This is a genomic window from Pseudomonas sp., from assembly GCF_002796985.1.
Taxonomy (GTDB): Bacteria; Pseudomonadota; Gammaproteobacteria; order Pseudomonadales; family Pseudomonadaceae; genus Pseudomonas.
In genome coordinates this window covers 275,827-297,952 of record NZ_PEKX01000004.1, presented here as the reverse complement: position 1 = coordinate 297,952, position 22,126 = coordinate 275,827, and the positions used below count along the sequence as shown (strand labels likewise).

The following is a 22,126-nucleotide window of genomic DNA, read 5'->3' as shown; positions in this document are numbered from 1 at the left end:
GGCGTTCGGGTCAGTCTTCGATCAGTGCGCTGAGGGGAATGCGGAAGCGGTTTTCCCCCTCCAGCGACTTGATGCCACGCGGCTGCGCGGTGCTCACCAGCGCCGTGCCATCCTGGCGTTCGAGCACCAGGCAATCGATCCGCCCGATGGCGGGCAGGCTGTCGTCCGGGCTACCGGTTCTCAGCTGTGCGCGTGGCTTGAGGAAACGCCAGTCGCGCCCGCCGGCATCGACCAGGCGGCATTCGGCCCAGCCAGGGAAGCACTCTTGCGTGTAGCGCACTATCTCGACCAGCAGGCTGGGCATTGTCAGGGGGTGTCCGGTGTCGGAAGGAAGGATCAGCCGTTGAAGCGGCGGGCGGTGGTGAAGCTGCGTTCCCAGTAGCTGTTGTCCAGCGAGTCCATGCGGATTCTTTCGCCGCTGCTGGGCGCGTGGATGAACTGGTTGTTGCCGATGTACAACCCGACATGGCTGACGTTGCCGCGACCATTGCGGTTGAAGAACACCGCATCGCCGGGCTTGAGCTCGCCGCGACGGACGCGCTGGCTGTCGCTGTCGATCATCTGGCCCGTTGTGCGCGGTAGCTTCATGCCGGCCTCGGTGCGGAACAGGTAGACCAGCAGCCCACTGCAATCGAATCCGTTTGCCACGCTGGTGCCGCCATGGCGGTAGGGCACGCCGATCAGTTGACGGGCCCGAGCCACGACTCGCGAGTTGCTGGCCATCGTCGTCTTGTGCCCGCCGGAACGCTGCGGACGCTTCGCTTCCTGGTGCAGGCGGACGTTATTGCGATTGACCGCCTTGTCGTGGGCCAGGCGCGACAGGCTGGAAGTCGCCTTGTGGAGCGGCGGGCGCTTCAGTTCACGGGCTTCGGCGAGAGGGACGGTCAGGGTGAGCAACAGGGTCGTGCTCAGCAGGGTGAGGAAACGCATCTTGGGTACATCGTGTGACTAGGTAGTGAAACGGGGCGCCATCTTAGGAATCTCTCGTGTCGGATGAACGTGGGGAATCTGCAAAACCATGTAGGCATTTTCTGATTGCCGCCTCGGGTAGTGACCCGTGTTCGCTTTCTATCGCTTCAGCCACTGAAGCGCCGCGCGGTGGTGTAGCTGCGCCGCCAGTAGCTGTTGTCCAGCGAGTCGATGCGAATGCTCTTGCCGGTGCTCGGGGCGTGGATGAAGCGGTCATCGCCGATGTACAGGCCGACATGGCTGGTACCGCCTTCGCCGTTATGGTTGAAGAACACCGCATCGCCGGGCTGCAACTCGTCACGCTCCACTGCGTTGTGGCGCTGGGCGATCATCGAGTGGGTAGTGCGTGGCAGCTTGCGGTGGGCAATGCTGCGGTAGAGGTAGACCAGCAGCCCGCTGCAGTCGAAGCCGTCTTCCTCGGTCTGGCCGCCCCAGCGGTAGGGCGTGCCGATCAGCTCGTAGGCGCGGGCGATGATGCGCGAGGTATCCGCTCTGCCGGCTGCGCTGCGTGCAACGGGCAGCGTGGTGCCGTAACGGTTGCCTGCTCGTGGTCGCGTGAATTGCCGGGAGGTACCTGCGCGCGCCGAATGGCCGGTGGGCAGGAATGTCTGGTCGACGGCGGCCGCTCCGTAGCGGCGCCAGTCGGGCGCATCGAGATCATCGGCCAGCACCACTGGCGAAGCCAGGGTGCAGAGCAGATAGAGAGGAAGCCAGCAGAGAGGGCGCACGTCGGGTCACCTTGGGGTGAACGGGGGAGACGGGCGCCATCCTAGGAATGGCTAGGGAATGTCGATGTAGGATATTTCCATTAGGAGTGAAGGCAAATTCCATCAAGGACGATCGGCACTTTCAGCGGGCGAACAACTGGCCGATGTCCTTGAAAGCCTTGAACTCCAGGGCATTGCCGCAGGGGTCGAAGAGGAACAGCGTGGCCTGTTCGCCCACCTGGCCCTGGAAGCGCACGTGGGGCTCGATGACGAACTGTGTGCCGCGCTCGCGCAGCCGCTGCGCCAATCGCTCCCAGTCCTCCCACGGCAGCACCACGCCGAAGTGCGGCACCGGCACGTCGTGGCCGTCCACGGCGTTGGTGTGTGCCGCTTCCTGGTTCGCCGTGCGTGGATGTTCGTGAATCACCAACTGGTGGCCGAAGAAGTCGAAGTCCACCCACTGGGCGCTGCTGCGCCCCTCGCTGAGGCCGAACACTTCGCCGTAGAAGCGCCGGGCCAGGGCCAGATCGTAGACCGGGATGGCCAGGTGGAAGGGTGATAGCGCCATGGACGAACTCCCTGTCAGGTTCAGGCCGGGACGGCCAGCAGGCGGGTGATGGTGGCTTTCGCCGCATTCATCTGGCCTTCGCGGGCGAGACGGGTGAATTCCAGCAGGGCCCTTTCGTGCTCGGCGAAGTCGTCGAGGATGTCGCGGTCATCGTCGTCGCCCAGGGCAGCCAGGCTGTCGTAGCGCTGGACGTAGGGCTCCACCAGCACTTCGAGCTTTTCCAGGGTCTGTGGCCAGTCGAGCCCGAGCCAGTCGGCGGCGCGCTGGCGACCCTGTGCGGCGGCATGCGCGGTGTCGCCCAGCGGCAGGCCGTGGCGCTGTAGCAGGCGCGCCATGCGCAAGCTGGTCTGGCGCTCCAGGCGTGCCAGCAGGAGCATCGAGGCGGCCCCCTCCGGCAGTTGCTCGGCCAGGCCGAGGAAGAAGTTCTCACCGCGGACTTCGCCCAGGTAGGCGGCCTGCAGTTCACTGGCTTGTCGGTGCATGCGTCGGTCCCCCTTGCTCAATGGGGACCAGCCTAGACGATGTGCGCCGGGCATCGAACCCGGCATGTCGTGTCTGGGCCAGTACGGGTCGCTCAGCGTTCGAAGCCGTACTCGCGCTCGACCCGGCTGATGCGCACGCGGAAGGCGCTGTACCAGTCGCGGCGGCCGGCCTGCTGGGCCATGCGGTGCTCGGCCTGCTGCTTCCAGTGGCGGATGGCCGCTTCGTCGCGCCAGTACGACACGGTGATGCCCAGTCCATCGGTGCCACGGGCGGACTCGACGCCGAGGAATCCATCCTGCTGTGCGGCCAGTTCCAGCATGCGTTCGGCGGTGGTGCCGTAGCCTTCCTCCTGCTCGGTGCGGTAGGAGGTGAAGGTCACGGCGTAGTAGGGTGGTTGCGGCGTGCTGGCGATCATGCGGGGCTCCCGATGCGGCTGGGTTCTGGACTGGACACTGGACTGGATTGGCGGCTGGATTCTCGGCTGGATTGTTGGCGAAAGGCGGCGGACAACAGCGCTTCGGCCAGCGGCACGGCGATACCGGCCAGCGCCTTGCGCTCGGGCTGGAACAGGGTGGCGACGAAGAACGGATGGTCGGTCGCCTCCAGCGCGCGAATGCTGCCGTCCTCGCCATGGGCGCAGGCGCGCAGCGAATCGCCGAACAATTCGTCCTGGAACGCCGGGTTCACCCCATAGCTGCACCGATAACCTTCGCGGATCTCCGGCAGGCCATAGATCGCCGCCAGGTGCGAGCCAGGCACCAGGCGGATGGTCTCGCTGACTTCCACCAGCGAACAGGGCAGTGCATGAACCACCGGACGGGCCGCTTCCGGGTCCATCTCTGCGTGGGCCGCGTCGCTCCAGCCGAGGACATTGCGGGCGCGTTCCAGCAGGGCGTGCTGGAAGCCGCCGCAGGTGCCGAGGAAAGGCACCCGGTTTTCGCGGGCGAAGGTGATCGCCCGCAGGGCGCCTTCGGTGCTCAGGTAGGGGCTGCCGGGGATGCCCCAGAAGCCCGAGTACGCTTCCAGCTCCAGGCCTGCGGCGAGGCGCGGGGTATCCAGCCAGTCCACTCGCAAGGTGCCCGAATGTGGCAGCAGCGATTGTTGCAGGGCCAGGGGAATCGCCCAATGGGCGGTGACGCGGCTGTCGCGGTCGCCGATCAGGCCGATCCGCAGTGCTTTACGACGTTTTCCCATGCTTTGTTCCCCCTGGCGTCGTGGCCCATTGGCGAGCCCATGGGCAGCAATTTATAGTTGCGCAAGCGCAATCGAAAATGGGCGGTTGCGCAACCTTGGAGTGCGTCAATGCAATACCGATTGGAATACGCCGATCTCGCCCTGGTGCTGGCCCTGGTGCGCGGTGGCAGCCTTGCGCGTGCTGCGGAATTGCTGGAGGTAGACGTCTCCACCGTGTTCCGCGCAGTGCGCCGGCTGGAGAAGGCGCTGGGCACCGCGCTGTTCGAGAAGGGCCGCAACGGCTACCTGGCGACGGCGACCGCGCAGCAACTGGCGACCCAGGCAGAACTGGCCGAACAGGCGCTGGAGGCGGCACGCCTGGGTCTGGAGCAGGGGCATGACGTGCTCAGCGGCACGGTGCGCCTGACCTGCTCTGATACGGTACTGCAAGGTCTGCTGCTGCCAGCCCTGGCACGCTTCATGAAGCGCTACCCAGCGCTGAATCTGGAGCTGACGACCTCCAACGCCTTCGCCAACCTCAGCCGCCGTGACGCCGACATCGCCCTGCGCCTGACCAGCGCGCCACCGGAACATCTGGTCGGACGCAACCTGGGCGAGGTGCATTACATGCTCTGCGCCCACCGCGACTACCTCGCCGAGCAGGGCGAGCGTCCGTGGCAGGAGCTGAGCTGGATCGCCCCGGACGAATTTCTTCCCGACCACTCCAGCGTCGCCTGGCGGCGTCAGGCGTTTCCGGCGGTGGTGCCGGCCTATCGCTGCAACAGCATGCTCTCGGTGCTCGATCTCTGCCGCGCCGGGCTTGGCCTGGCAGCGCTGCCGGCGTTCCTGCTGCGCCCCGGCGATGGATTGCAAGTGCTGGAATCGGAACTGCCTGGTTGCAGCACCCACCTGTGGCTGCTGACCCGCCCGGACTGCCGTGCGTTGCGAGCGGTAGTGACCTTGTTCGAGGAGCTGGCCGGGAGTATCCGGCTGACCGCCTGAATGAAAAGACCCCGCTCGAAAGCGGGGTCTTTTGTTTACCAGTGACGATAGTGGCCGGGCGGACCGTAGTAGCCCGGTCCGTAATAGCGCGGCGGGCCATAGTAGCGGGGCGGGCCGTAGTAGCGCGGGCCGGGCACCACCACGACCGGGCGGTAGACCGGCTGGTAGACGGGTTGGTAGACCGGCACCGGCTGGTAGTACACCGGTGGCGGCGGGTAATAGGCCACCGGGGGCGGCGGTGCGTAATAGGGGGCCGGAGCGGGTTGTGACCCGGCGACCACTGCACCCCCGACCACGGCACCGACCACGGCGCCAATCGCGGCGGCATCGGTGTTGCTGTTGGCCGCGGCCTGGCCGGCGAGGGCAAGGCCGGCGCAAAACAGGGCAACCTGGGGGAGACGGCGAAGCATGATGCACCTCCTGAGGAACCCGGCGAGGATTCCGGTATCTATGAGACATCTGCCTTGAACGAATCGTAACGCCGCCGGTGTAAAGGTTGTGTAAATGGCGCTGTACGGCTCTGCGACGGGCATTTCGTGCATCAGCTTGCAATACATCCGGCGCGCCGCCGCAGCCGTTGGGCTGGTAAGGTGGCGCCTTTCGCGTTTTTTCAGAACTTTCCAGAAGAACCAGGGAGACCTTTCATGCCCTTGAACCCCTTGTCCTTGAAGCGCGCGCTGCTGCCGCTTCTGGCAGTCGCCACGCTGGCTGGCTGCAGCTCCAAGGATTCCTCGTCCGATGCCACCCAACCGGCGGCGGACAACCCGGCTGCCATGACCGGCACCTGCAACGCCAAGGCGGTGCAGGCGATCGTCGGCAAGGTCATCACCCCGACCCTGACCGAGGAAGCCCGCCGCGATGCCGGTGCTAGCGTCGCTCGCGTGCTCACCCCGCACCAGCCGGTGACCATGGAGTACAACTCGCAGCGCCTGAATATCGATGTCGACGGGAACCAGGTGGTGAAGCAGGTCTCCTGCGGCTGAGCCGTTTCCGGTGAACCCGCCCCATGAAAAAGCCCCGCCCAGGCGGGGCTTTTTCATGGGGCGCTCAGCGCCTGGCGGTCCTGGTGCAGCCGTCGATCCCGAGCAAGGTGCGCGAGTGGTTGTGTTTCACAGCGCACTGAAGCGTTGGTCCAGTGCGTGTTTGCGGAAGTGCTCGATCACATAGTCGACAAACACCCGCGTCTTGGCTGGCAGCAGTTTCTGCGCGGCGTAGTAGAGCGCGGTGTTGCCGGCGTCCACGTACCACTCCGGCAGTACGCGCACCAGGCGCCCGTCGTCCAGGTAGGGCACCGCATGCTGCATGCTTACCAGGGTGACGCCCAGGCCCATCAGCGCGGCGACGCACGCGGCCTCCGGGTCACTGAAGGTCATGCGTTCCTTCAGCGCGATGGGTGCCTGGGCCTGTTGGCGATTGGTCAGCGGCCAGGGGCGCACGCGGCCGGTCTGCGGCGAGCGAATGCGGATGCCGTCGTGGCTGGGCAGGTCCGACGGGTAGCGGATCGCCGGGCGCCCGGCGAGGTAGGCCGGCGAGGCCAGCAGCACCAGGTGCGCCGGGCTCAGCTTGCGCGCCACCATGCCGGGCGGTAGCTCGAAGCCGCCGCCGATGGCCGCGTCGAAGCCCTCGGCGATGAGGTCGACCTGGCGGTTGTCGAAGTGCCAGTCCGGGCGGATCGCCGGGTAGCGCCCGAGGAAATCCCCCAGCAGCGGCAGGATGTAGTCGCGGCCGAATACCAGCCCCATGCTCACCTTCAACATGCCGCTGGGCTGGCCATCGGCGCTGGCCAGATTGGCGATGGCGCTCTGCAGGCTGGCCAGGCCGCCGCTGGCTTCGTCGAGAAACCGTTCGCCGGATTCGGTCAGGGCCAGGCTGCGGGTACTACGCTGGAACAGCCGTACACCCAGGTTGCTCTCCAGCCGCGCCACGTTCTTGCTCACCGCCGCTGGCGTCAGGCCCAGGCGTCGAGCGGCAGCGGCGAAGCTGCCCGCCTCGGCGCTGCGAACGAAGCATTCGATACTGATCAGGCTTTCCATGGGGGTATTCCGTACGTTTGGTATCGACTGAATATAGCGATTACTGGCTACCGGGTCAGGAGTGCGAGCGCGAAACTGGCCCCGTCGAACTGACTCCCCCACCAGATTCCTGGAGACACGAAATGACCACCACGCAAACCACCTCGCCCTCCACCTCGAAGCCGCTCACCGGTAAAGTCGCTTTCGTCCAGGGCGGTTCCCGCGGCATCGGCGCCGCCATCGTGCAGCGCCTGGCCCGCGAAGGCGCCGCCGTGGCCTTCACTTACGTCAGCTCGGCGCAGAAGGCCGAAGACCTCGCCGCCAGCATCGAAGCCGCCGGCGGCCGCGCCCTGGCGCTGAAAGCCGACAGCGGCGATGCAGCGTCGGTGCAACAGGCCATCGATACTGCCGCCCAGCGCCTGGGCGGCATCGACATCCTGGTGAACAACGCCGGCGTGCTGGCCATCGCCCCGGTGGAAGAGTTCAGCCTGGAAGACCTCGACCGCACCCTGGCGGTGAACGTGCGCAGTGTCTTCGTCGCCACCCAGGCCGCCGCGCGGCACATGGGGCAGGGCGGGCGCATCATCACCATCGGCAGCACCAACGCCGACCGCATGCCCTTCGGCGGTGGCGCGGTCTATGCCATGAGCAAGTCGGCCATCGTCGGCCTGACCAAGGGCCTCGCTCGCGACCTCGGCCCGCGCGGCATCACCGTGAACAACGTGCAGCCCGGCCCGGTGGACACCGACATGAACCCCGCCGACAGCGACTTCGCGGCCTCGCTGATGGACCTGATGGCGGTAGGGCGTTATGGCCGCGCGGAAGAAATCGCCGCCTTCGTCGCCTACCTGGCGGGCCCGGAAGCTGGCTATATCACCGGTGCCAGCCTGACTATCGACGGCGGTTTCGGCGCCTGATAGGCGCTTGATGAGAGCAGCGCGGCCGGGCTCAGGCCCGGTCGCGGCTCTGGATGTTCCAGTGTTCGGAGGTGCTGGCGAGTTTTTCCGAGAGCATCTCCACCTGCTCGTAGAGGCGCAGGGTGAGCCAGTAGAACCCCTGCTTCTCGAAGGAGTCGGTCAGGTTGTGCGGCCGCATCGGCAGGCTTTCCAGGCCCTGGCAGGCCTGCACCAGCTTGCTGGTGCGGCTGAACTTCAAGGCATGGGCCGATTGCAGCAACAAGCGGCCGATGATCTGCCGGTGCGTGTCGAGACTGGCCGGCACCGGTTCTATCTCCCCGGCCTGCGCGGCGAACTGCCGGGAGGCGATCAGCGATTCCAGGGTGCCCATGATGGCGCGGTGGATGCGCTGCAGCATCTCCAGCTCGCGCAGCGGCATGCCGGTCTCCCGTGATACCGGCCCCAGGTGCGCGCGTGACGCCACCAGACGGTGGTCCAGCTCCTCCAGCTGGCGGGCGAAATGCTCGGCGGTGAAGTCGTGGTTGGAGGAGAGCTGCCCGTACATCCGCGCGCAGGCCCGCAGGTTGTCCGAGAGCAGGTAGCGCCAGACGTAGACCGCGCGCAACGGGTAGATCTGCGAGAACGCCAGGGCCACGGCGACGCCGATCAGTACGTTGGCCGAACGCCACAACCCTTCGGTGAAACCGGTCTCGCCGGGGCCGGCGACGATGCACATCGTGATCCCCGCCAGTAGCGCCACATAGCCGGGCCGGCGGATCGCGTAGAAGGCCGAGGCGGCGCCGAGGATCGACATCAGCAGGTAGGTGAGGGTGAGCGATCGCGTCTGGTCATAGACCGCGATCACGCAGAGGCCCAGTGCTGCGCCTACCAGCGTGCCCATGACCCGCTCGTAGGATTTGCCGCGAATCGTCCCCTGGTGCACCAGCCCGCCCATCACCACCAGCACCGTCACCGAGGCCCACAGGCCATGGGGCAGCTTCAGCGCGCTGGTCAGCAGCATCGAGGCGAGCAGCGCCAGGCCGACGCGCACACAGTGGATCCAGGCGGCGTAGCGGTAGCGGGTGTAGGGGTTGGCCAGGCGGCGGAAGGGCAAGGTGAGGATCGAAGGTTGCTTCGCCAAGGGAAGCGGCTCCTGTGCGGGCGGTGGCGATGCAGCAAGGGTAGCCCCTCTCGGCCGAGAGGGGCGGCTTTGGGTCAATCTTGCGCGGGTTGCCGGCCGACGAAGTAGTAGTCACGCGAGCCGACGCTGAAGCGTTGCAGCACCTTCAGCGGTGCCTGGGGAGGAGACTGGCTCTCCAGTACGGCAACGTTGGCATCTGCCTGGCTCACGAAGGCCACCAGCTCCTCGGTGGTCTTGAGCTCCGGCAGCACGCTACGGGTATAGAACACGCTGGCACCCGCCAGGCGCTCGCTGGGCTGGAACAGCATGACCTTGCGCCCGGCTTGCTGGTGCTGGCGTATCTGCTCGGTCAACGGCAGGAAGGACTCACGTTGGTCGACACGCGGAGCGCCCCATTGCGCGTAGCCCAGATAGCAGGCCGGAATCACCAGTGCCAGGCCCAGGCCAAGGTGGCGAATCCAGGCCGCAGGATCGCCATGGCGGGTGCGCCAGCGCTGCAGCAGCTCCCTGGCGCACTCGGCGGCGATGACCGCGGCGGCCGGCGCCAGCGATGTCAGGTAGACCATGCGCTTGCTGGAGGCGAGGGTGAGCAGCGCGAACTGCGCGGCCAGCCAGAGATAGAAGAACAGCAGGTAGCGGTCGCCGGCCAGCCGTTTGCGCAGGCGCCATAGCCCCAGGTAGAGCAGCAGGTTCCAGGGCAGGAAGGCTTCCGGGAGGCGTGCCAGGTAGTAGTAGAAAGGCTCGTAGTGCCCGGCCTCGGTGAACGAGCCGTCGAAACGCCCAACGCTGTTGGTCAGGAGGATTTCCTTGAGGGCCGCGCTGCCGCCCGCGCGGTAGAGGAACAACAGCCAGATCAGCAACGGTACCAGGCCCAGCAGCGTCCACAGCAGCGGGCGGAGCCAGTGGGTGATATCGAGGCGGCGCCGCGCGAGGCTGTCCCAGGACAGGCAGGCGAAAATCACCACGCCCGGCAGCGCCAGGCCCAGCATGCCCTTGGTCAAAGTGGCGATGGTGATGCCTGTGGCAAATCCCAGCCAGTGCAGTGTGCGGCCCGGCGGTTCGAGCCACGCCTGCAGGAACGACAGCAGCGCCAGGGTCACGCCAAGGGTGAGCAAGGCGTCCTCGCCCACCTGGCGCACGTTGCCCCAGAAACTTCCCAGGGTCATCAGCATCAGCGCCGCCAGCAGCGCCAGCCCAGGGGCGCGGCTGACGCGCCGCAGCGCGCCGTAGAGCAGCAGCACGCAGAACAGGCCGGAGAACGCCGAGGTCAGGCGAACGGCCAATGGCGTCGGGCCGACCAGATGCAGGGCGGTGACGTCCAGCCACAGGCTCAACGGCGGCTTTTCCAGGAAAGGCATGCCGTTCAGGCGTGGCATCACCCAATCCCCGTCCAGATACATCTGCATGGCGATGCCCGCGACTCTGGGCTCGGTGGATTCGTGCAATTGGTGGTTGCCCAGTCCGAAGAAGAACAGGAGGCCGCCGAGTAGGAGCAGTACGAGGAGGTGGCGGTAAAGAGACATGGAAATTTCCGTTGGATATCAGAAAAGCCTGCAGATTCAGGCGGTGTCCGTGAGTGCGAAATTTCTGCGCACGATGATTCACTGCGCCGACTTTTTGTACGCAAAATCCCCAGGAGGGGTGGCATGTTCAGCAATACTCCAGGTCTGTTTTTCCAGAAGCCACGTAAACGGCCTTTGCGCTCCTTGTGGCTTATCTTGGCCGCACTACTCGGGATCGTGGCCTGCCTGGTCGGCTTCCAGGCCTTCGTGCCGCCATCGCCTTACACGCCGCTATCCGGGCAGAATCCTGCGCAGGTCACGCTTCTGGCACTGGGGGACCAGGGCACCGGTAACCTGCAGCAATGGCGCGTGGCACGGGGCATGGAGCGGGTTGCGGAAAGCGTCGGCGGGCTGAACATGGTGATGTTGCTGGGCGATAACTTCTATGGCCCGGACCTGTCGGGCGTCGGCGATTCTGCCTGGCAGCTCAAGTTCGAGCGCGTCTATCGGGGCGACTGGCTTGGGCGTGTGCCGTTCTATGCAGTACTTGGCAATCACGACTTCGATTCCGCTGCCGTGGAGCTGGAGTACGGCCGGCGTGGCCTGGGTTCCGGTCGCTGGAAGATGCCCGATCGGTACTACACGCAGGATTTTGGTGAAGTGGACGGGCGCCCGCTGCTGCGCGTGGTGTTCCTCGACAGCTCCCAGGACGCCGCCGGCCTGCAGCGCCAGGCGCAATTCCTGCGGGAGTCCTTCGCCAAGCCCGGGGCCGCACCGATCTGGAAGATGGTGGTTGCGCACCATGCGATACGCGCCGGCGGCGATCGGGGCAACAACCAGCCGCTGATGGACCTGCTGTTGCCGGCCATGCAGCAGAGCGCGGTGGACATCTACCTCTCCGCCCATGAGCACAACCAGCAGGTGATCCTGCACCCGGGAGAGCCTGCCTGGCTGATCTCCGGTGGTGGCGGCAACGAACTCGATACGACGAGAGCCAGGGCGCAGCCGCCCAAGTCGCCGGATTCCCATGTGATGCTCGCCGAGCGCCGGCATGGCTTTGCGCGGCTGGCCTTCACGTCCGGGCAGGCGCAGGTGGTCTACTACGATGCCGATGGTGGTCAGGCGCACCCTTTCACCTGGGCTCGCTCCTGCACCGGGATGGCCGAAGGCTGCCTGCAACCCGAAGAGGCGCCTCAGTTGGCGAGGAACAGTGCCTCCTCCGAGAGTCCTGAGCAGTAGCCCCAGAGCGGGGATCTGTCTCCCGGCTACTGCTGGCCGACGAAGTAGTAGTCGCGCTCGCCCACGCGGAAGTGCTGCAGCACGCTCAGGGGTGCCTGCGGCACGCTCTCGCTTTCCAGCAGGGCGATGTGTTGGTCCGGCTGGTTGAGGTAGGCGGTCAGCTCCTCGCGGGTCTGCAGGGCCGGCAGCAGGCTGCGGCTGTAGAACACGCTGGCGCCGGCCAGGCGCTCGCTGGGCTGGAACAGGGCGACCTGGCGCCCGGCCATCTGGTGCTGGCGGATGCGTTCGGTCAACGGCAGGAAGGACTCCTTCTGGTCGGCGCGCGGTTCGATCCAGATTGCGTAGCCCAGGTAACAGGTGGGCACCAGCAGTGCCAGGAACAAAGCGACTCCACGCATCCACCGCGACGCCTGTGCGTGCCAGTGCGGCAGGAAAACATGGCTGTACTCGGCGGCGATCACCGCCGCTGCCGGGGCCAGTGCCATCAGGTAGACCATGCGCTTGCTCGAGGCGAGGGTGAGCAGGGCGAACTGCGCCGCCAGCCACAGGCAGAAGAACAGCAGATAGCGGTCCCGCGCCAGGCGTTTGCGGAAATACCAGAGGCCCAGGTAGAGCAGGATATTCCACGGCAGGAAGGCCTGCGGCAGGCGCACCAGGTAGTAGTAGAAGGGCTCGAAATGCCCAGCCTCGCTGAACGAGCCGCTGAAGCGCCCGACACTGTTGGTCCAGAGGATTTCCTGCAGCGCTGCGCTGCCGCCGTCGTGGTCGAGCAGCAGCAGCCAGGCCAGCAGCGGCAACAGGCCCGGCAGCGTCCACAACAGCGGTCGCAGCCAGGCGGAGACTTCCAGCCGGCGCCGCGCCAGGCTGTCCCAGAGCAGGCAGGCGAAAATCACCACGCCCGGCAACGCCAGGCCCAGCACGCCTTTGCTCAGGGTAGAGAGGGCAATCCCCACGGCGAACAGCAGCCAATCACGCGGGCGGCCCGGTGGCTTGAGCCAGGCTTGCAGGAAGGACAGCAGCGCCAACGTCACCCCCAGGCTGAGCAGGGCGTCCTCGCCGACCTGGCGGGCATTGGCCCAGAAGCTCGCCAGGGTCATCAGCATGAGCGAGGCGAGCAGCGCCAGCGTGGTGGGTCGACCAACACGCCGGAGCGTGCCGTAAAGCAGCAGCACGCAAAACAGCCCGGCGAACGCCGAGGCCAGCCGCACGGCCAGGGCGGTCGGGCCGAACAGGCGGATGGCGGCGACGTCCAGCCACAGGCTCAGTGGCGGCTTTTCCAGGAATGCTTGGCCGTTCAGGCGCGGCGTCACCCAGTCCCGGTCGAGGTGCATTTCCATCGCGATGCCCGCCACTCGTGGCTCGGTGGAGCCCTGCAACTGGTGGTTGCCCAGCGCGCAGAAGAACAGCAGGCCACCGAGCAGGAGCAGCAGGACAAGGTGGCGGCGCTGGGGCATGGCAGGTTCCGTCGGTGCAAGAGAATGCCAGCATGTATAGGCGACATTTCGTTAACGCGGAATTAACCTTCGCGGTGATTCACTGCGACCCTCGCCCGGTACTCCCCAGGGGTCGCCATGTCCGTTCACCTGCCTCACCCCAGTGCTCCCCCTGCGCGCCGCTATCGCCGGCGCTACCTGCTGTTGGCCCTTGTGGTACTGGTCGTGGTGGCGGCGTGCCTGGCCGGCTTCATGGTGCTGGTTCCGCCGTCGCCCTATACGCCCGTGCCGGGCCAGAGCCCCTCGCAGATAACCCTGCTGGCGCTGGGCGACCAGGGCAGCGGCAACCTGCAGCAATGGCGCGTGGCCGAAGGCATGGAGCGCGTGGCCGAGCAGGAAGGCGGGCTGAACATGGTCTTGCTGCTGGGCGACAACTTCTACGGCAAGGCCCTGTCGGGCCTCGACGACCCGGAGTGGCAGCTCAAGTTCGAACGCGTGTATCACGGACACTGGCTCAGCCATGTGCCGTTCTATGCGGTGCTGGGCAATCACGACTATCCCGATTCGGCTGCCGTCGAGCTGGACTACGCCCGCAAGGCCGCGGGCTCCGCTCGTTGGCAGATGCCCGAGCCTTTTTATGCGCGCGATTTCGGCGAGGCCGAGGGCCGCCCCTTGCTGCGCGTGGTGTTCCTGGATACTTCCGAGGACGCCGCCGGCCGTCAGCGCCAGGCGGGCTTCCTGCAGACGGCCTTCGCCCGGCCGGGCCCGGCGCCGTTGTGGAAGATGGTGGTGGCCCACCACGCGATCCGCAGCAGTGGCGGCAAGCACGGCGATGATCAGGAGTTGCTGCAACAGCTGTTGCCAGCGATGCAGCACAGTGGCGTGGACCTCTACCTGTCGGGCCACGAGCACAACCAGGAGGTCATCGTCCGCCCCGGCGAACCGGCCTGGCTGGTGTCCGGCGGCGGCGGTCAGACCCTCGATGGGATCAGGCCGGGCGCTCCGGCCGATGGCACGCTGTTCGCCGTTGAGCAGCACGGGTTCGCGCGGCTGGCCTTCAGCCCGGAGCGGTTGCAATTGGCCTACTACGACCCGGCGGGACAGCGTGAGCAGGTTTTCCTCTGGGCACGCAATTGCCGGGGGATGGCCCAGGACTGCCTGAAACAGGACGATGGTGCGAAATTGGCGACGAACAGGGCCACTGGCCAGTAGTTGCGGGGCAGGGGATTTCGATAGAATCCCGGACTTTTGCGCGCATGAACTGCGTGCGGCCATCAGTGCTTGAGTCCATCAGAGAGCCCCCATGCTTACCGGTAGTTACGATCCCTCCCTTGTCCTGATTTCGCTGTGCGTCGCCATGCTGGCGTCCTACACGGCCCTGGACCTGGCCGGGCGCATCGCGACCACCCGCGGCTGGCCGGTGCTGTTGTGGGTCGGCGGCGGCGGGGTGGCCATGGGCATCGGCGTGTGGTCGATGCACTTCATCGGCATGCTCGCCTTCAGCCTGCCCATCCCGCTGGGCTACGACCTCACCCTGACGCTGCTGTCGCTGGCCATTGCCGTGCTCAGCTCGGGCTTCGCCCTGGCGCTGGTCAGCCAGGACCGCCTGCCGTTCTGGCAACTGGTTTGCGGTGCGCTGGCCATGGGCGCGGGGATCAGTTGCATGCACTACCTGGGCATGTACGCGATGCTGATGCAGCCGGGTATCGACTACGACCCGATGCTGTTCGGCCTGTCGCTGGTGATCGCCGTGGCGGCTTCCGGCGCCGCCTTGTGGATCGCCTTCAAGCTGCGGCAGAACACTCCCTACGTGCGTCTGGTCCGTGGTGGAGCCGCGCTGGTGATGGGCGTGGCCATCGTCGGCATGCACTACACCGGCATGGCCGCCGCGCGCTTTCCCGAAGGCAGCTTCTGCGGCGCATCCCCCAGCGGCCTGGACAGCGGCTGGCTGGCGCTGCTGATCATCATCGTCACCCTGACGGTGATCGGTATTGCACTGCTCACTTCGGTGCTGGATGCGCGCCTGGAATCACGCACCGCGCAGCTCACCTCGTCGCTGGCCCAGGCCAACCAGGAACTGACCCAGCTCGCCTTGCATGACAACCTCACGCGCCTGCCCAACCGCATCCTGCTGGAAGACCGTATCGAACAGATGATCGGCAAGGTGCAGCGCGGCGGCGGGCATTTCGCGCTGATGTTCCTCGACCTGGACGGCTTCAAACCGGTCAACGACGCCTTCGGCCACCACGTCGGCGACCTGCTGCTCAAGGCCGTGGCCCAGCGCCTGCGCGACAGCCTGCGCAGCGAAGACACCGTGGCGCGCATTGGCGGCGACGAATTCGTGGTGCTTGCCGAACTGGCCGAGGCCGAGGACGCAGTGACCGTCGCCGGGCAGCAGATCAGCCTGCTGGCCCAGCCGTTCCTGGTTGCCGGGCAGGAACTGCGCATCGCCGCCAGCATCGGCATCGTGGTCTATCCCGGCGACGGCGCCAGCCAGCACGAACTGCTGCGCAACGCCGACGCCGCCATGTACCACGCCAAGGGCAATGGCAAGAACGGCTACAGCTTCTTCGAGCAGTCGATGAACACCAATGCGCGCAACCATCTGCAACTGCTGCATGACCTGCGCGCAGCCCTGGAACGGCGGGAATTCACCCTGCATTACCAGCCCAAGTTCGCCGCCAGCGGCGAGCCCATCGGCGCCGAGGCGCTGCTGCGCTGGGAGCACCCGCAGCGCGGGTTGCTGATGCCCGACACCTTCATTGCCCTGGCCGAGCGTACCGGGCTGATCATCCCCATCGGTGACTGGGTACTGGACGAGGCTTGCCGGCAAATGCGCCTGTGGTACCTGCAAGGTCGCGAAAGCTGGCGGGTGGCGGTGAACCTCTCGGCGCTGCAGTTCTGCCATGCCGCGCTGGTGCAGACGGTGGCCGACGCGCTGGAGCGCCACCAGTTGCCGGCACGCTGCCTGACCCTGGAGATCACCGAAACTACCGCCATGCGCGACGCCGATTCCAGCCTGGAAATCCTCGGCAGGCTGTCGGACATGGGCGTGGACCTGTCCATCGACGACTTCGGCACCGGCTACTCCAGCCTGCTTTACCTCAAGCGCCTGCCGGCCAACGAGCTGAAGATCGACCGCGGTTTCGTCCGCGATCTGGAGCAGGACAGCGACGACGCCGCCATCGTCTCGGCGATCGTCGCCCTCGGCCAGGCGCTGGACTTGCGGATCGTTGCCGAAGGGGTGGAAACCTCCGGCCAGCAGAACTTCCTGACCCGCCTGGGCTGCGATTCGCTGCAGGGCTTCCTGCTCGGCAAGCCGGTGCCGGCCGAACAGTTCCTCGACCGTCTCAGCGTTCCGGCCTGAGCCCTTCAGTTTCCGGCGCAATCGCTGCGAGCTGCGCGCACAGTTCGCGCAGTTGGTCGCACAGTCTGCGTCCGGCGCTGCCCAGTTCCGGGCGGGCGTAGAGCGCCAGTTCCAGCCCCTCGATGGGCGCGAAGCCATCTTCAGCGGTCAGCACGCGGTGGCCTTCGTGGCGGCCGCGCAGGGGCAGCAGGCTGACGCCCATGCCCGCCGCCACCGCCGCTGACAGGCTCGCCAGGCTGGCGCTGCTGTAGCTGATGCGCCAGCGCCGGCCGCTGGCCTCCAGGGCGTGGATCATCTCCTGGCGATACAGCGCACCCAGCGGGAACACCACCAGTGGCAGCGGATCACGCGCGGCGGCGGGGGTGGCGGCGCTGTCCTGCCAGGCCAGGGGTTCGGGCCAGTGGGCGAGGCAGTCGCTGTCCGCGCCCCATTGCTTGACCAGCGCCAGGTCCAGCTCGCCGCTGCGGTACTGGCGCAGCAGTTCCTGGCTGAGGCCGCTGGAGACTTCCAGGCGCAGCCTCGGGCGTTCCGCGCTGAAGGCCGCCAGCAGCGGCATCATCCGCTCGCCGGCGAAGTCCTCGGGCATGCCCAGGCGCAGCACGCCTTCGCTGTGCTCGCTGCTCAGTGCCTCGCGTGCCTCCGAGCCCAGTTCGAGGATGCGCCGCGCGTAGCCCAGCAGCTGTTCGCCCTGTTCGGTGGGCAGCACCTGGCGCTGGCTGCGGTCCAGCAATCGGCAGTCCAGGCTTTGTTCCAGGCGGAGGATCTGCTGGCTGACGGTGGACTGGGTGAGGTGCAGCAACTCGGCGGCGCGGGTGAAATTGCCGGCATCCACCACCATCACGAAGCTGCGCAGCAGGTTCGGGTCAAGCATTGTGATTCCCACTGAAAGTCATGTTTCTATTTAATTTCAGCATAGAAGATCCCTTCGTCATACTGCCCCTCTTCATTTATCCGAGCGTGAGTCGCGGCACCACAGCCGTCACGGGGGAGCGCCAATGGACATGCCGACTGTTCAGACCGAAGACGTGAGCAGCCGCGCTGCGGCGGACGCACTGCTGGGTGCCGCCAGCGAAGGCCGCGAAGCTGAAGTGACGGCCCTGCTCAAGCGCGGCGTACCGGTGGATGTGACCGACGCGCAGGGCAACACGCCGCTGTTGCTGGCCACCGCCCACAACCGCGTGGAAGTTGCGCGGCTGCTGGTGGCTGCTGGCGCCGACGTCAACCGGCAGAACCGTATCCACGACAGCGCCTACCTGCTGGCCGGTGCGGCGGGACACCTGGAAATCCTCCAGCTGACCCTGGCCCACGGCGCCGACCTGCGCAGCACCAACCGCTATGGCGGCACGGCGCTGATCCCGGCCTGCGAGCGCGGCCATGTGGAAGTGGTGGCGACTCTGCTCAAGGCCGGCGTCGATCCCGATCACGTCAACAAGCTGGGCTGGACCGGCCTGCTCGAAGCCATCCTGCTCAGCGACGGCGGCCCGCGCCACCAGGCCATCGTGAAACAACTCATAGAAGCCGGGGCGAACCTGAACCTGGCCGACAACGACGGCATCACGCCGCTGCAACACGCCCGCCAGCGCAACCAGACCACCATCGCCAGGATGCTGGAAATCGCCGGCGCGCATTGATCGATTGGAAACTGCCATGTCACACGAAGTCTTCATGCGCGAGGCCCTGCAACTGGCCCGCGACAACATCCAGGCCGGCGGCCGCCCGTTCGGCGCCGTGCTGGTCAAGGACGGCCGGGTGATCGCCCGCGCCGCCAACGCCATCCACCTGGATCTCGACCCTACCGCCCACGCCGAACTGCTGGCGATCCGCCGCGCCTCGGCGGTGCTGGGCTCCTCGCGCCTGGACGGCTGCGTGATCTACGCCAGCGGCCACCCGTGCCCGATGTGCCTGGCGGCCATGCACTTGTGCGGCGTGGAGGGCGCGTACTTCGCCTATTCCAACGACGATGGCGAGCCGTTCGGGCTGTCGACCGCCACCGTGTACCAGCAGATGACCCAGCCGCCGCAATGGCAGGCCGTGTCGCTGCGCGCCTTGCGTCCCGGCGACGAGAACGGGCTGTACGAGTATTGGCAGGAGCAGCGTTCGTGAGCCGTGGCATGGCCCTGCCGGCAGAACAGAGCAACAGCCACGCCGGCTGGATCGGCCTGCTGGTGATCGTCGCGCTGGGCATCAACCTGCGGCCGATCCTCACGTCCATCGGCCCGCTGCTGGCGGATATCCACGAGGCCACCGGCCTTGGTTTCCAGGGCCTGTCGATGCTCACGGTGCTGCCGGTGCTGTGCATGGGCCTGTTCGCCCTGGGCCTGCCCTGGGTCGGCCCGCGCCTGGGCGAGAGCCGGGGTATGGTGCTCGGCCTGCTGGCCATCGGCGCGGCGTGCTTCTGGCGGCTGCTGCTGGACAGCGGCTTCGCCCTGATCGCCAGCGCGGTGCTGGCGGGCTGTGGTGTGGCGGTGATTCAGGCGTTTGTGCCAGGGGTGATCAAGCGCTGGTTCCCGCACAAGGTGCCGTCCGCCATGGGCCTTTACTCGGCGTCGCTGATGGCTGGCGGCGGCAGCGCGGCGGTGCTGGCGCCGGTGGTCTCGGAGCACTTCCAACGCTGGCAGGACGGCCTGGGTGCCTGGCTGCTACTGGCCATCGTCGGCCTGCTGCTGTGGACCGTGGCACGCCCGCGGGAAACACCCGTGGCCGCGCCGCCAGGGCAGAAGGCCCAGCACTACTTCGGTAGCCGCCGCGCCTGGCTGCTGGCGCTGTACTTCGGGCTGATCAATGGCGGCTACACCAGCATGGTGGCGTGGCTGCCGGTGTATTACCGGCAGTTGGGCTGGACGGCCCAGGCGAGCGGCCAACTGATCGGCCTGATGACCATCTTCCAGGTGATTGCCGCACTGAGCATCCCGCTGCTGATCCGTGGTTCGCTGGATCGCCGTGGTTGGCTGTGCCTGTGCCTGCTGATCCAGCTCGCCGGGTTCGTCGGGCTGATCTCGGCGCCGCTGCATCTGCCGGGCCTTTGGGTAGGGCTGATTGGCTACGGCCTCGGCGCCTGTTTCGCCCTGAGCCTCACCCTGACCCTGGATCACCTCGCCGACGCTGGCGCGGCCGGACGCCTGGCGGCCTTCGTGCAGGGCATCGGTTTTATCGTCACCGGCATCGTGCCCTACGTCACCGGCTGGCTGCGCGACAGCACCGGCAGCTTCCAGGATTCCTGGATCCTGCTGGCGGTGTCGGTGGTGTTGATGCTGGGCGTGACCCTGCGCTTCTCGCCCAAAGGCTATGCGCGGGCGATGGCGCGATAGCGGGGGATTCGGAGTCGTCGGATGCCAATCGCGGACGGAGTCCGCTCCTACGCGGGCCTTCACTTATCGTAGGAGCGGACTCCGTCCGCGATGGTTTTCAGGCGTGCCTCGGCCTAGACCGAGGTGGCGACGTAGATGCGGTAAGCGATGATCGACAGCATGCTCAGCGTGCCGACCCACATCAGGAACACACCCACCGGGCGCTGGCGGATGGTGAAGCCGATGCCCAGCATGAACATGCCGAAGACGATGATGCCGAGGGTGATGAAGAGGGACGTGGGGTCCAGGGGAATGAAATGAGCAGTGGCGTCCACGGCGAGTCCTTGTCTGAAATATCCGATAGATAAAGCTTAGGCCAGGACCGGGTAGAGCAACTTTGATCCCTGGCAGGCGGGTCCGGATCATAGCGGGCCGCAGCGTTCAACCCAAGCTTCAGGGGCCGACCAGTTGCCGGCCCTTGTCAGTGAGTGCCAACGCCAGGAAGCGGTATTCGGCGAATCCAAGATGCACGAGCAGTTCCTTCAGGTGGGGGTGAATGACCTCGCCACGGCGGACGCATTGCAGCAGTTTGCACAATTCCTCGTGGGTGGACTTCGATGGGGTACTGTCGACCTCGGCGCTGGACACTGAGCGGATTTCCCTGATTCGTGACGTCAGTGAATTCTGAATTCGAACCGGCTTCAGCTTATTTCCGATTGCTATCGGAAAATACTGATCGGTATCTAGGTTTCTGACAGATTCTGGAACCAACGTCCCTCTGCGCTGGCCCCTCCGCGTCAGAAGGTGACGGGTTGCGCCAGAACCTGTCCATCCGGACATAAAAAAGCCCCACGGTCCGGAGCGTCAGACCGCAGGGCCAGAAGGTCGAGAAATTCTCGACCGGGGAGGATCGATCAGGCCGCCGGCGTCGGCTGCCAGCCGCCGCCAAGGGCCTTGTAAATCGCCACGATGCCGCGATACACGTCGACTTCCGCCAGGGCCTGGGCGTCCTCGGCGGCCAACTGTTCGCGCTCGGCGTCCAGCAGGTTGAGGAAGTCCACGGTGCCTTCGCGGTATTGCAGGCCGGCTTGCTGCGCGGCGTTGCGGCTGGCTTCGGACTGGCGCACCAGCGACACCAGGCGCTGCTGGCGCTTGCCGTAGTCGCTGAAGGCGTTCGACGACTCTTCCAGGGCCAGCAGCACCTGCTGTTCGTAGGTCGCCAAGGCGCCATCGGCATCCGCCTTGGAAGCGCGCAGGCGGGCCCGCACGCTGCCCAGGTCGAAGGCCGCCCAGGTGATGCTCGGGGCCACGCCCCAGGCGCTGGCGGCGGACGAACCGATCTGCGAGCCACGGCCGGCGGTGTAGCCGAGGAAGCCGCCGAGGCTGACCTTCGGGAACAGGTCGGCGGTGGCCACGCCCACGTCCGCGGTGGCGGCCGCCAGGCGGCGCTCGGCGGAGGCGATGTCCGGACGGCGGCGCAGCAGCTCGCCGGGGTCGCCAATCGGCAGGGCCTTGGCGATGGCCGGCAGTTTCTTCGGCGCCAGGTCGACGGTCAGTGCATCCGGGCGCTGGCCGAGGAGGGTGGCGATGCGGTTGCGCTGGCGCACTTCTTCGGCCTGCAGTTGCGGCACGCTGGCTTCGGTGGCGGCCAGGCGCGCTTCGGCGCGCTGCACGTCCAGCTCGTTACCCACGCCAGCGTCACGCAGCTGAATGGTCAGGTCGCGGGATTCGCGCTGGTTCTCCAGGTTGCTCCTGGCAATGCTTTCGCGCAGTTGCGCGCCACGCAGTTGCCCGTAGGCGTCGGCCAGCTCGGCGATCAGGCTGACCTGCAACTGCTGCAGGTCGGCGACGATGGCTTCGCTCTGCGCGTCGCTGGATTCCAGCTGGCGGCGCACACGGCCGAACAGGTCGACTTCCCAGATCATGTCCAGGCCCAGGTCGTAGCGCTCCTGGTTGACCCGGTCCTCGGTCTGGCCGGGCACCTGGCCTTTGCCGACCTGGCCTTCGGCGCGGCTGGTGACGGTAGGGAAACGGTTGTTGGCGACGTCGTCGCGGATCGCTCGCGAAGCCAGCACGCGGGCATAGGCCACGCGCAGCTCGCGGTTTTCCTGGAGTGATTGGTCGACCAACTGGGTCAGTACCGGGTCGTCGAATTGCTTCCACCAGGCGTCTTCGTAACGGCTGCGGTCGTAGTTCTGCACCTGGGCGTTGCCGTCCAGCTGGGCCGGCGCGGTGTCCGGCTTCTGGTAGTCAGGGCCGACCATGCACGCGCTGAGGGCCAGCGCGAGCAGGGAGGGGACGAACAGTTTCACGGCATTCTTGCTCACAGCATTCATGGTCATGACGC

The 22,126-nt window shown here is 66.6% G+C and carries 25 protein-coding genes; 9 read left to right on the top strand and 16 right to left on the bottom strand.

What is annotated here, in order from left to right; all coding sequences use genetic code 11:
- Positions 1–10: 10 nt before the first annotated feature.
- The 7 genes from CTR55_RS04260 to CTR55_RS04230 form a co-directional block, all read right to left on the bottom strand.
- Entirely contained in the window at positions 11–304 is a 294-nt protein-coding gene (locus tag CTR55_RS04260) for a hypothetical protein (RefSeq protein WP_296284303.1), read from the bottom strand.
- Between the two features lie 32 nt (positions 305–336).
- Positions 337–930, bottom strand: a complete 594-nt coding sequence (locus CTR55_RS04255) for a C40 family peptidase (RefSeq protein WP_296284302.1) — start codon at positions 928–930, stop codon at positions 337–339.
- A 146-nt stretch (positions 931–1,076) separates the two neighbouring features.
- Positions 1,077–1,697, bottom strand: coding sequence for a C40 family peptidase (locus tag CTR55_RS04250; protein WP_296284301.1), 621 nt, complete (start codon positions 1,695–1,697; stop codon positions 1,077–1,079).
- Positions 1,698–1,818: 121 nt separating this feature from the next.
- A complete protein-coding gene (locus tag CTR55_RS04245; protein WP_296284300.1) occupies positions 1,819–2,244 on the bottom strand; it encodes a VOC family protein in 426 nt (141 codons plus the stop codon).
- Positions 2,245–2,264: 20 nt separating this feature from the next.
- The gene (locus CTR55_RS04240; protein ID WP_296284299.1) at positions 2,265–2,726 is read right to left on the bottom strand and encodes a hypothetical protein; all 462 of its coding nucleotides are present in this window, start codon (positions 2,724–2,726) and stop codon (positions 2,265–2,267) included.
- 92 nt (positions 2,727–2,818) lie between these two features.
- Positions 2,819–3,142, bottom strand: a complete 324-nt coding sequence (locus CTR55_RS04235; protein WP_296284298.1) for an antibiotic biosynthesis monooxygenase — start codon at positions 3,140–3,142, stop codon at positions 2,819–2,821.
- Positions 3,139–3,921, bottom strand: coding sequence for a gamma-glutamyl-gamma-aminobutyrate hydrolase family protein (locus tag CTR55_RS04230; RefSeq protein ID WP_296284297.1), 783 nt, complete (start codon positions 3,919–3,921; stop codon positions 3,139–3,141). The genes CTR55_RS04235 and CTR55_RS04230 overlap by 4 nt, the downstream gene beginning before the upstream one ends.
- Positions 3,922–4,029: 108 nt before the next feature.
- Here CTR55_RS04230 and CTR55_RS04225 point away from each other — a divergent pair, with 108 nt between their 5' ends.
- Positions 4,030–4,902: a LysR family transcriptional regulator gene (locus CTR55_RS04225; protein WP_296284296.1), complete on the top strand. Its 873-nt coding sequence runs from the start codon at positions 4,030–4,032 to the stop codon at positions 4,900–4,902.
- Positions 4,903–4,937: 35 nt separating this feature from the next.
- On the opposite strand, the gene CTR55_RS04220 is transcribed toward CTR55_RS04225, so the two are convergent.
- Entirely contained in the window at positions 4,938–5,312 is a 375-nt protein-coding gene (locus CTR55_RS04220) for a hypothetical protein (protein ID WP_296284295.1), read from the bottom strand.
- 234 nt (positions 5,313–5,546) lie between these two features.
- Between CTR55_RS04220 and CTR55_RS04215 the strand changes: the two genes are divergently transcribed.
- A complete protein-coding gene (locus tag CTR55_RS04215) occupies positions 5,547–5,885 on the top strand; it encodes an I78 family peptidase inhibitor (protein WP_296284294.1) in 339 nt (112 codons plus the stop codon).
- 126 nt (positions 5,886–6,011) lie between these two features.
- Here the strand turns inward: CTR55_RS04215 and CTR55_RS04210 are convergent, their stop codons facing one another.
- The gene (locus CTR55_RS04210; protein ID WP_296284293.1) at positions 6,012–6,935 is read right to left on the bottom strand and encodes a LysR family transcriptional regulator; all 924 of its coding nucleotides are present in this window, start codon (positions 6,933–6,935) and stop codon (positions 6,012–6,014) included.
- Positions 6,936–7,057: 122 nt separating this feature from the next.
- Here CTR55_RS04210 and CTR55_RS04205 point away from each other — a divergent pair, with 122 nt between their 5' ends.
- A complete protein-coding gene (locus CTR55_RS04205) occupies positions 7,058–7,831 on the top strand; it encodes a 3-oxoacyl-ACP reductase family protein (protein ID WP_296284292.1) in 774 nt (257 codons plus the stop codon).
- Positions 7,832–7,862: 31 nt separating this feature from the next.
- On the opposite strand, the gene CTR55_RS04200 is transcribed toward CTR55_RS04205, so the two are convergent.
- Together CTR55_RS04200 and CTR55_RS04195 are read right to left on the bottom strand one after the other, a co-directional pair.
- On the bottom strand, positions 7,863–8,951 hold the full coding sequence (locus tag CTR55_RS04200) for an FUSC family protein (RefSeq protein ID WP_296284291.1): 1,089 nt from the start codon (positions 8,949–8,951) through the stop codon (positions 7,863–7,865).
- A 74-nt stretch (positions 8,952–9,025) separates the two neighbouring features.
- The gene (locus CTR55_RS04195; protein ID WP_296284290.1) at positions 9,026–10,474 is read right to left on the bottom strand and encodes a glycosyltransferase family 39 protein; all 1,449 of its coding nucleotides are present in this window, start codon (positions 10,472–10,474) and stop codon (positions 9,026–9,028) included.
- A 195-nt stretch (positions 10,475–10,669) separates the two neighbouring features.
- Here CTR55_RS04195 and CTR55_RS04190 point away from each other — a divergent pair, with 195 nt between their 5' ends.
- On the top strand, positions 10,670–11,692 hold the full coding sequence (locus tag CTR55_RS04190) for a metallophosphoesterase (RefSeq protein ID WP_296284289.1): 1,023 nt from the start codon (positions 10,670–10,672) through the stop codon (positions 11,690–11,692).
- Between the two features lie 26 nt (positions 11,693–11,718).
- Here CTR55_RS04190 and CTR55_RS04185 read toward each other — a convergent pair whose 3' ends face one another.
- Positions 11,719–13,146: a glycosyltransferase family 39 protein gene (locus CTR55_RS04185; RefSeq protein ID WP_296284288.1), complete on the bottom strand. Its 1,428-nt coding sequence runs from the start codon at positions 13,144–13,146 to the stop codon at positions 11,719–11,721.
- A 117-nt stretch (positions 13,147–13,263) separates the two neighbouring features.
- On the opposite strand from CTR55_RS04185, the gene CTR55_RS04180 reads away from it, so the two are divergent.
- Both CTR55_RS04180 and CTR55_RS04175 read left to right on the top strand, forming a co-directional pair.
- On the top strand, positions 13,264–14,337 hold the full coding sequence (locus CTR55_RS04180) for a metallophosphoesterase (RefSeq protein ID WP_296284287.1): 1,074 nt from the start codon (positions 13,264–13,266) through the stop codon (positions 14,335–14,337).
- A 91-nt stretch (positions 14,338–14,428) separates the two neighbouring features.
- Entirely contained in the window at positions 14,429–16,492 is a 2,064-nt protein-coding gene (locus tag CTR55_RS04175) for an EAL domain-containing protein (RefSeq protein ID WP_296284286.1), read from the top strand.
- Here the strand turns inward: CTR55_RS04175 and CTR55_RS04170 are convergent.
- Positions 16,476–17,363, bottom strand: a complete 888-nt coding sequence (locus tag CTR55_RS04170) for a LysR substrate-binding domain-containing protein (RefSeq protein ID WP_296284285.1) — start codon at positions 17,361–17,363, stop codon at positions 16,476–16,478. The genes CTR55_RS04175 and CTR55_RS04170 overlap by 17 nt on opposite strands.
- A 124-nt stretch (positions 17,364–17,487) precedes the next feature.
- On the opposite strand from CTR55_RS04170, the gene CTR55_RS04165 reads away from it, so the two are divergent.
- The 3 genes from CTR55_RS04165 to CTR55_RS04155 are packed head-to-tail and all read left to right on the top strand — an operon-like array spanning position 17,488 to position 19,800.
- Positions 17,488–18,123, top strand: a complete 636-nt coding sequence (locus tag CTR55_RS04165) for an ankyrin repeat domain-containing protein (RefSeq protein WP_296284284.1) — start codon at positions 17,488–17,490, stop codon at positions 18,121–18,123.
- A 16-nt stretch (positions 18,124–18,139) separates the two neighbouring features.
- On the top strand, positions 18,140–18,595 hold the full coding sequence (locus CTR55_RS04160) for a nucleoside deaminase (protein ID WP_296284283.1): 456 nt from the start codon (positions 18,140–18,142) through the stop codon (positions 18,593–18,595).
- Between the two features lie 8 nt (positions 18,596–18,603).
- Positions 18,604–19,800: a CynX/NimT family MFS transporter gene (locus CTR55_RS04155; RefSeq protein WP_296284396.1), complete on the top strand. Its 1,197-nt coding sequence runs from the start codon at positions 18,604–18,606 to the stop codon at positions 19,798–19,800.
- Between the two features lie 113 nt (positions 19,801–19,913).
- Here the strand turns inward: CTR55_RS04155 and CTR55_RS04150 are convergent, their stop codons facing one another.
- From CTR55_RS04150 to CTR55_RS04140, 3 genes are all read right to left on the bottom strand, one after another.
- A complete protein-coding gene (locus tag CTR55_RS04150; RefSeq protein ID WP_296284282.1) occupies positions 19,914–20,114 on the bottom strand; it encodes a hypothetical protein in 201 nt (66 codons plus the stop codon).
- Between the two features lie 118 nt (positions 20,115–20,232).
- Positions 20,233–20,427 (bottom strand): hypothetical protein, encoded by a 195-nt coding sequence (locus CTR55_RS04145; protein WP_296284281.1) that lies wholly within the window; start codon positions 20,425–20,427, stop codon positions 20,233–20,235.
- A gap of 266 nt (positions 20,428–20,693) precedes the next feature.
- Complete coding sequence (locus tag CTR55_RS04140) at positions 20,694–22,121, bottom strand: TolC family protein (RefSeq protein WP_296284280.1); 1,428 nt, start codon at positions 22,119–22,121, stop codon at positions 20,694–20,696.
- Between the last annotated feature and the right edge of the window lie 5 nt (positions 22,122–22,126).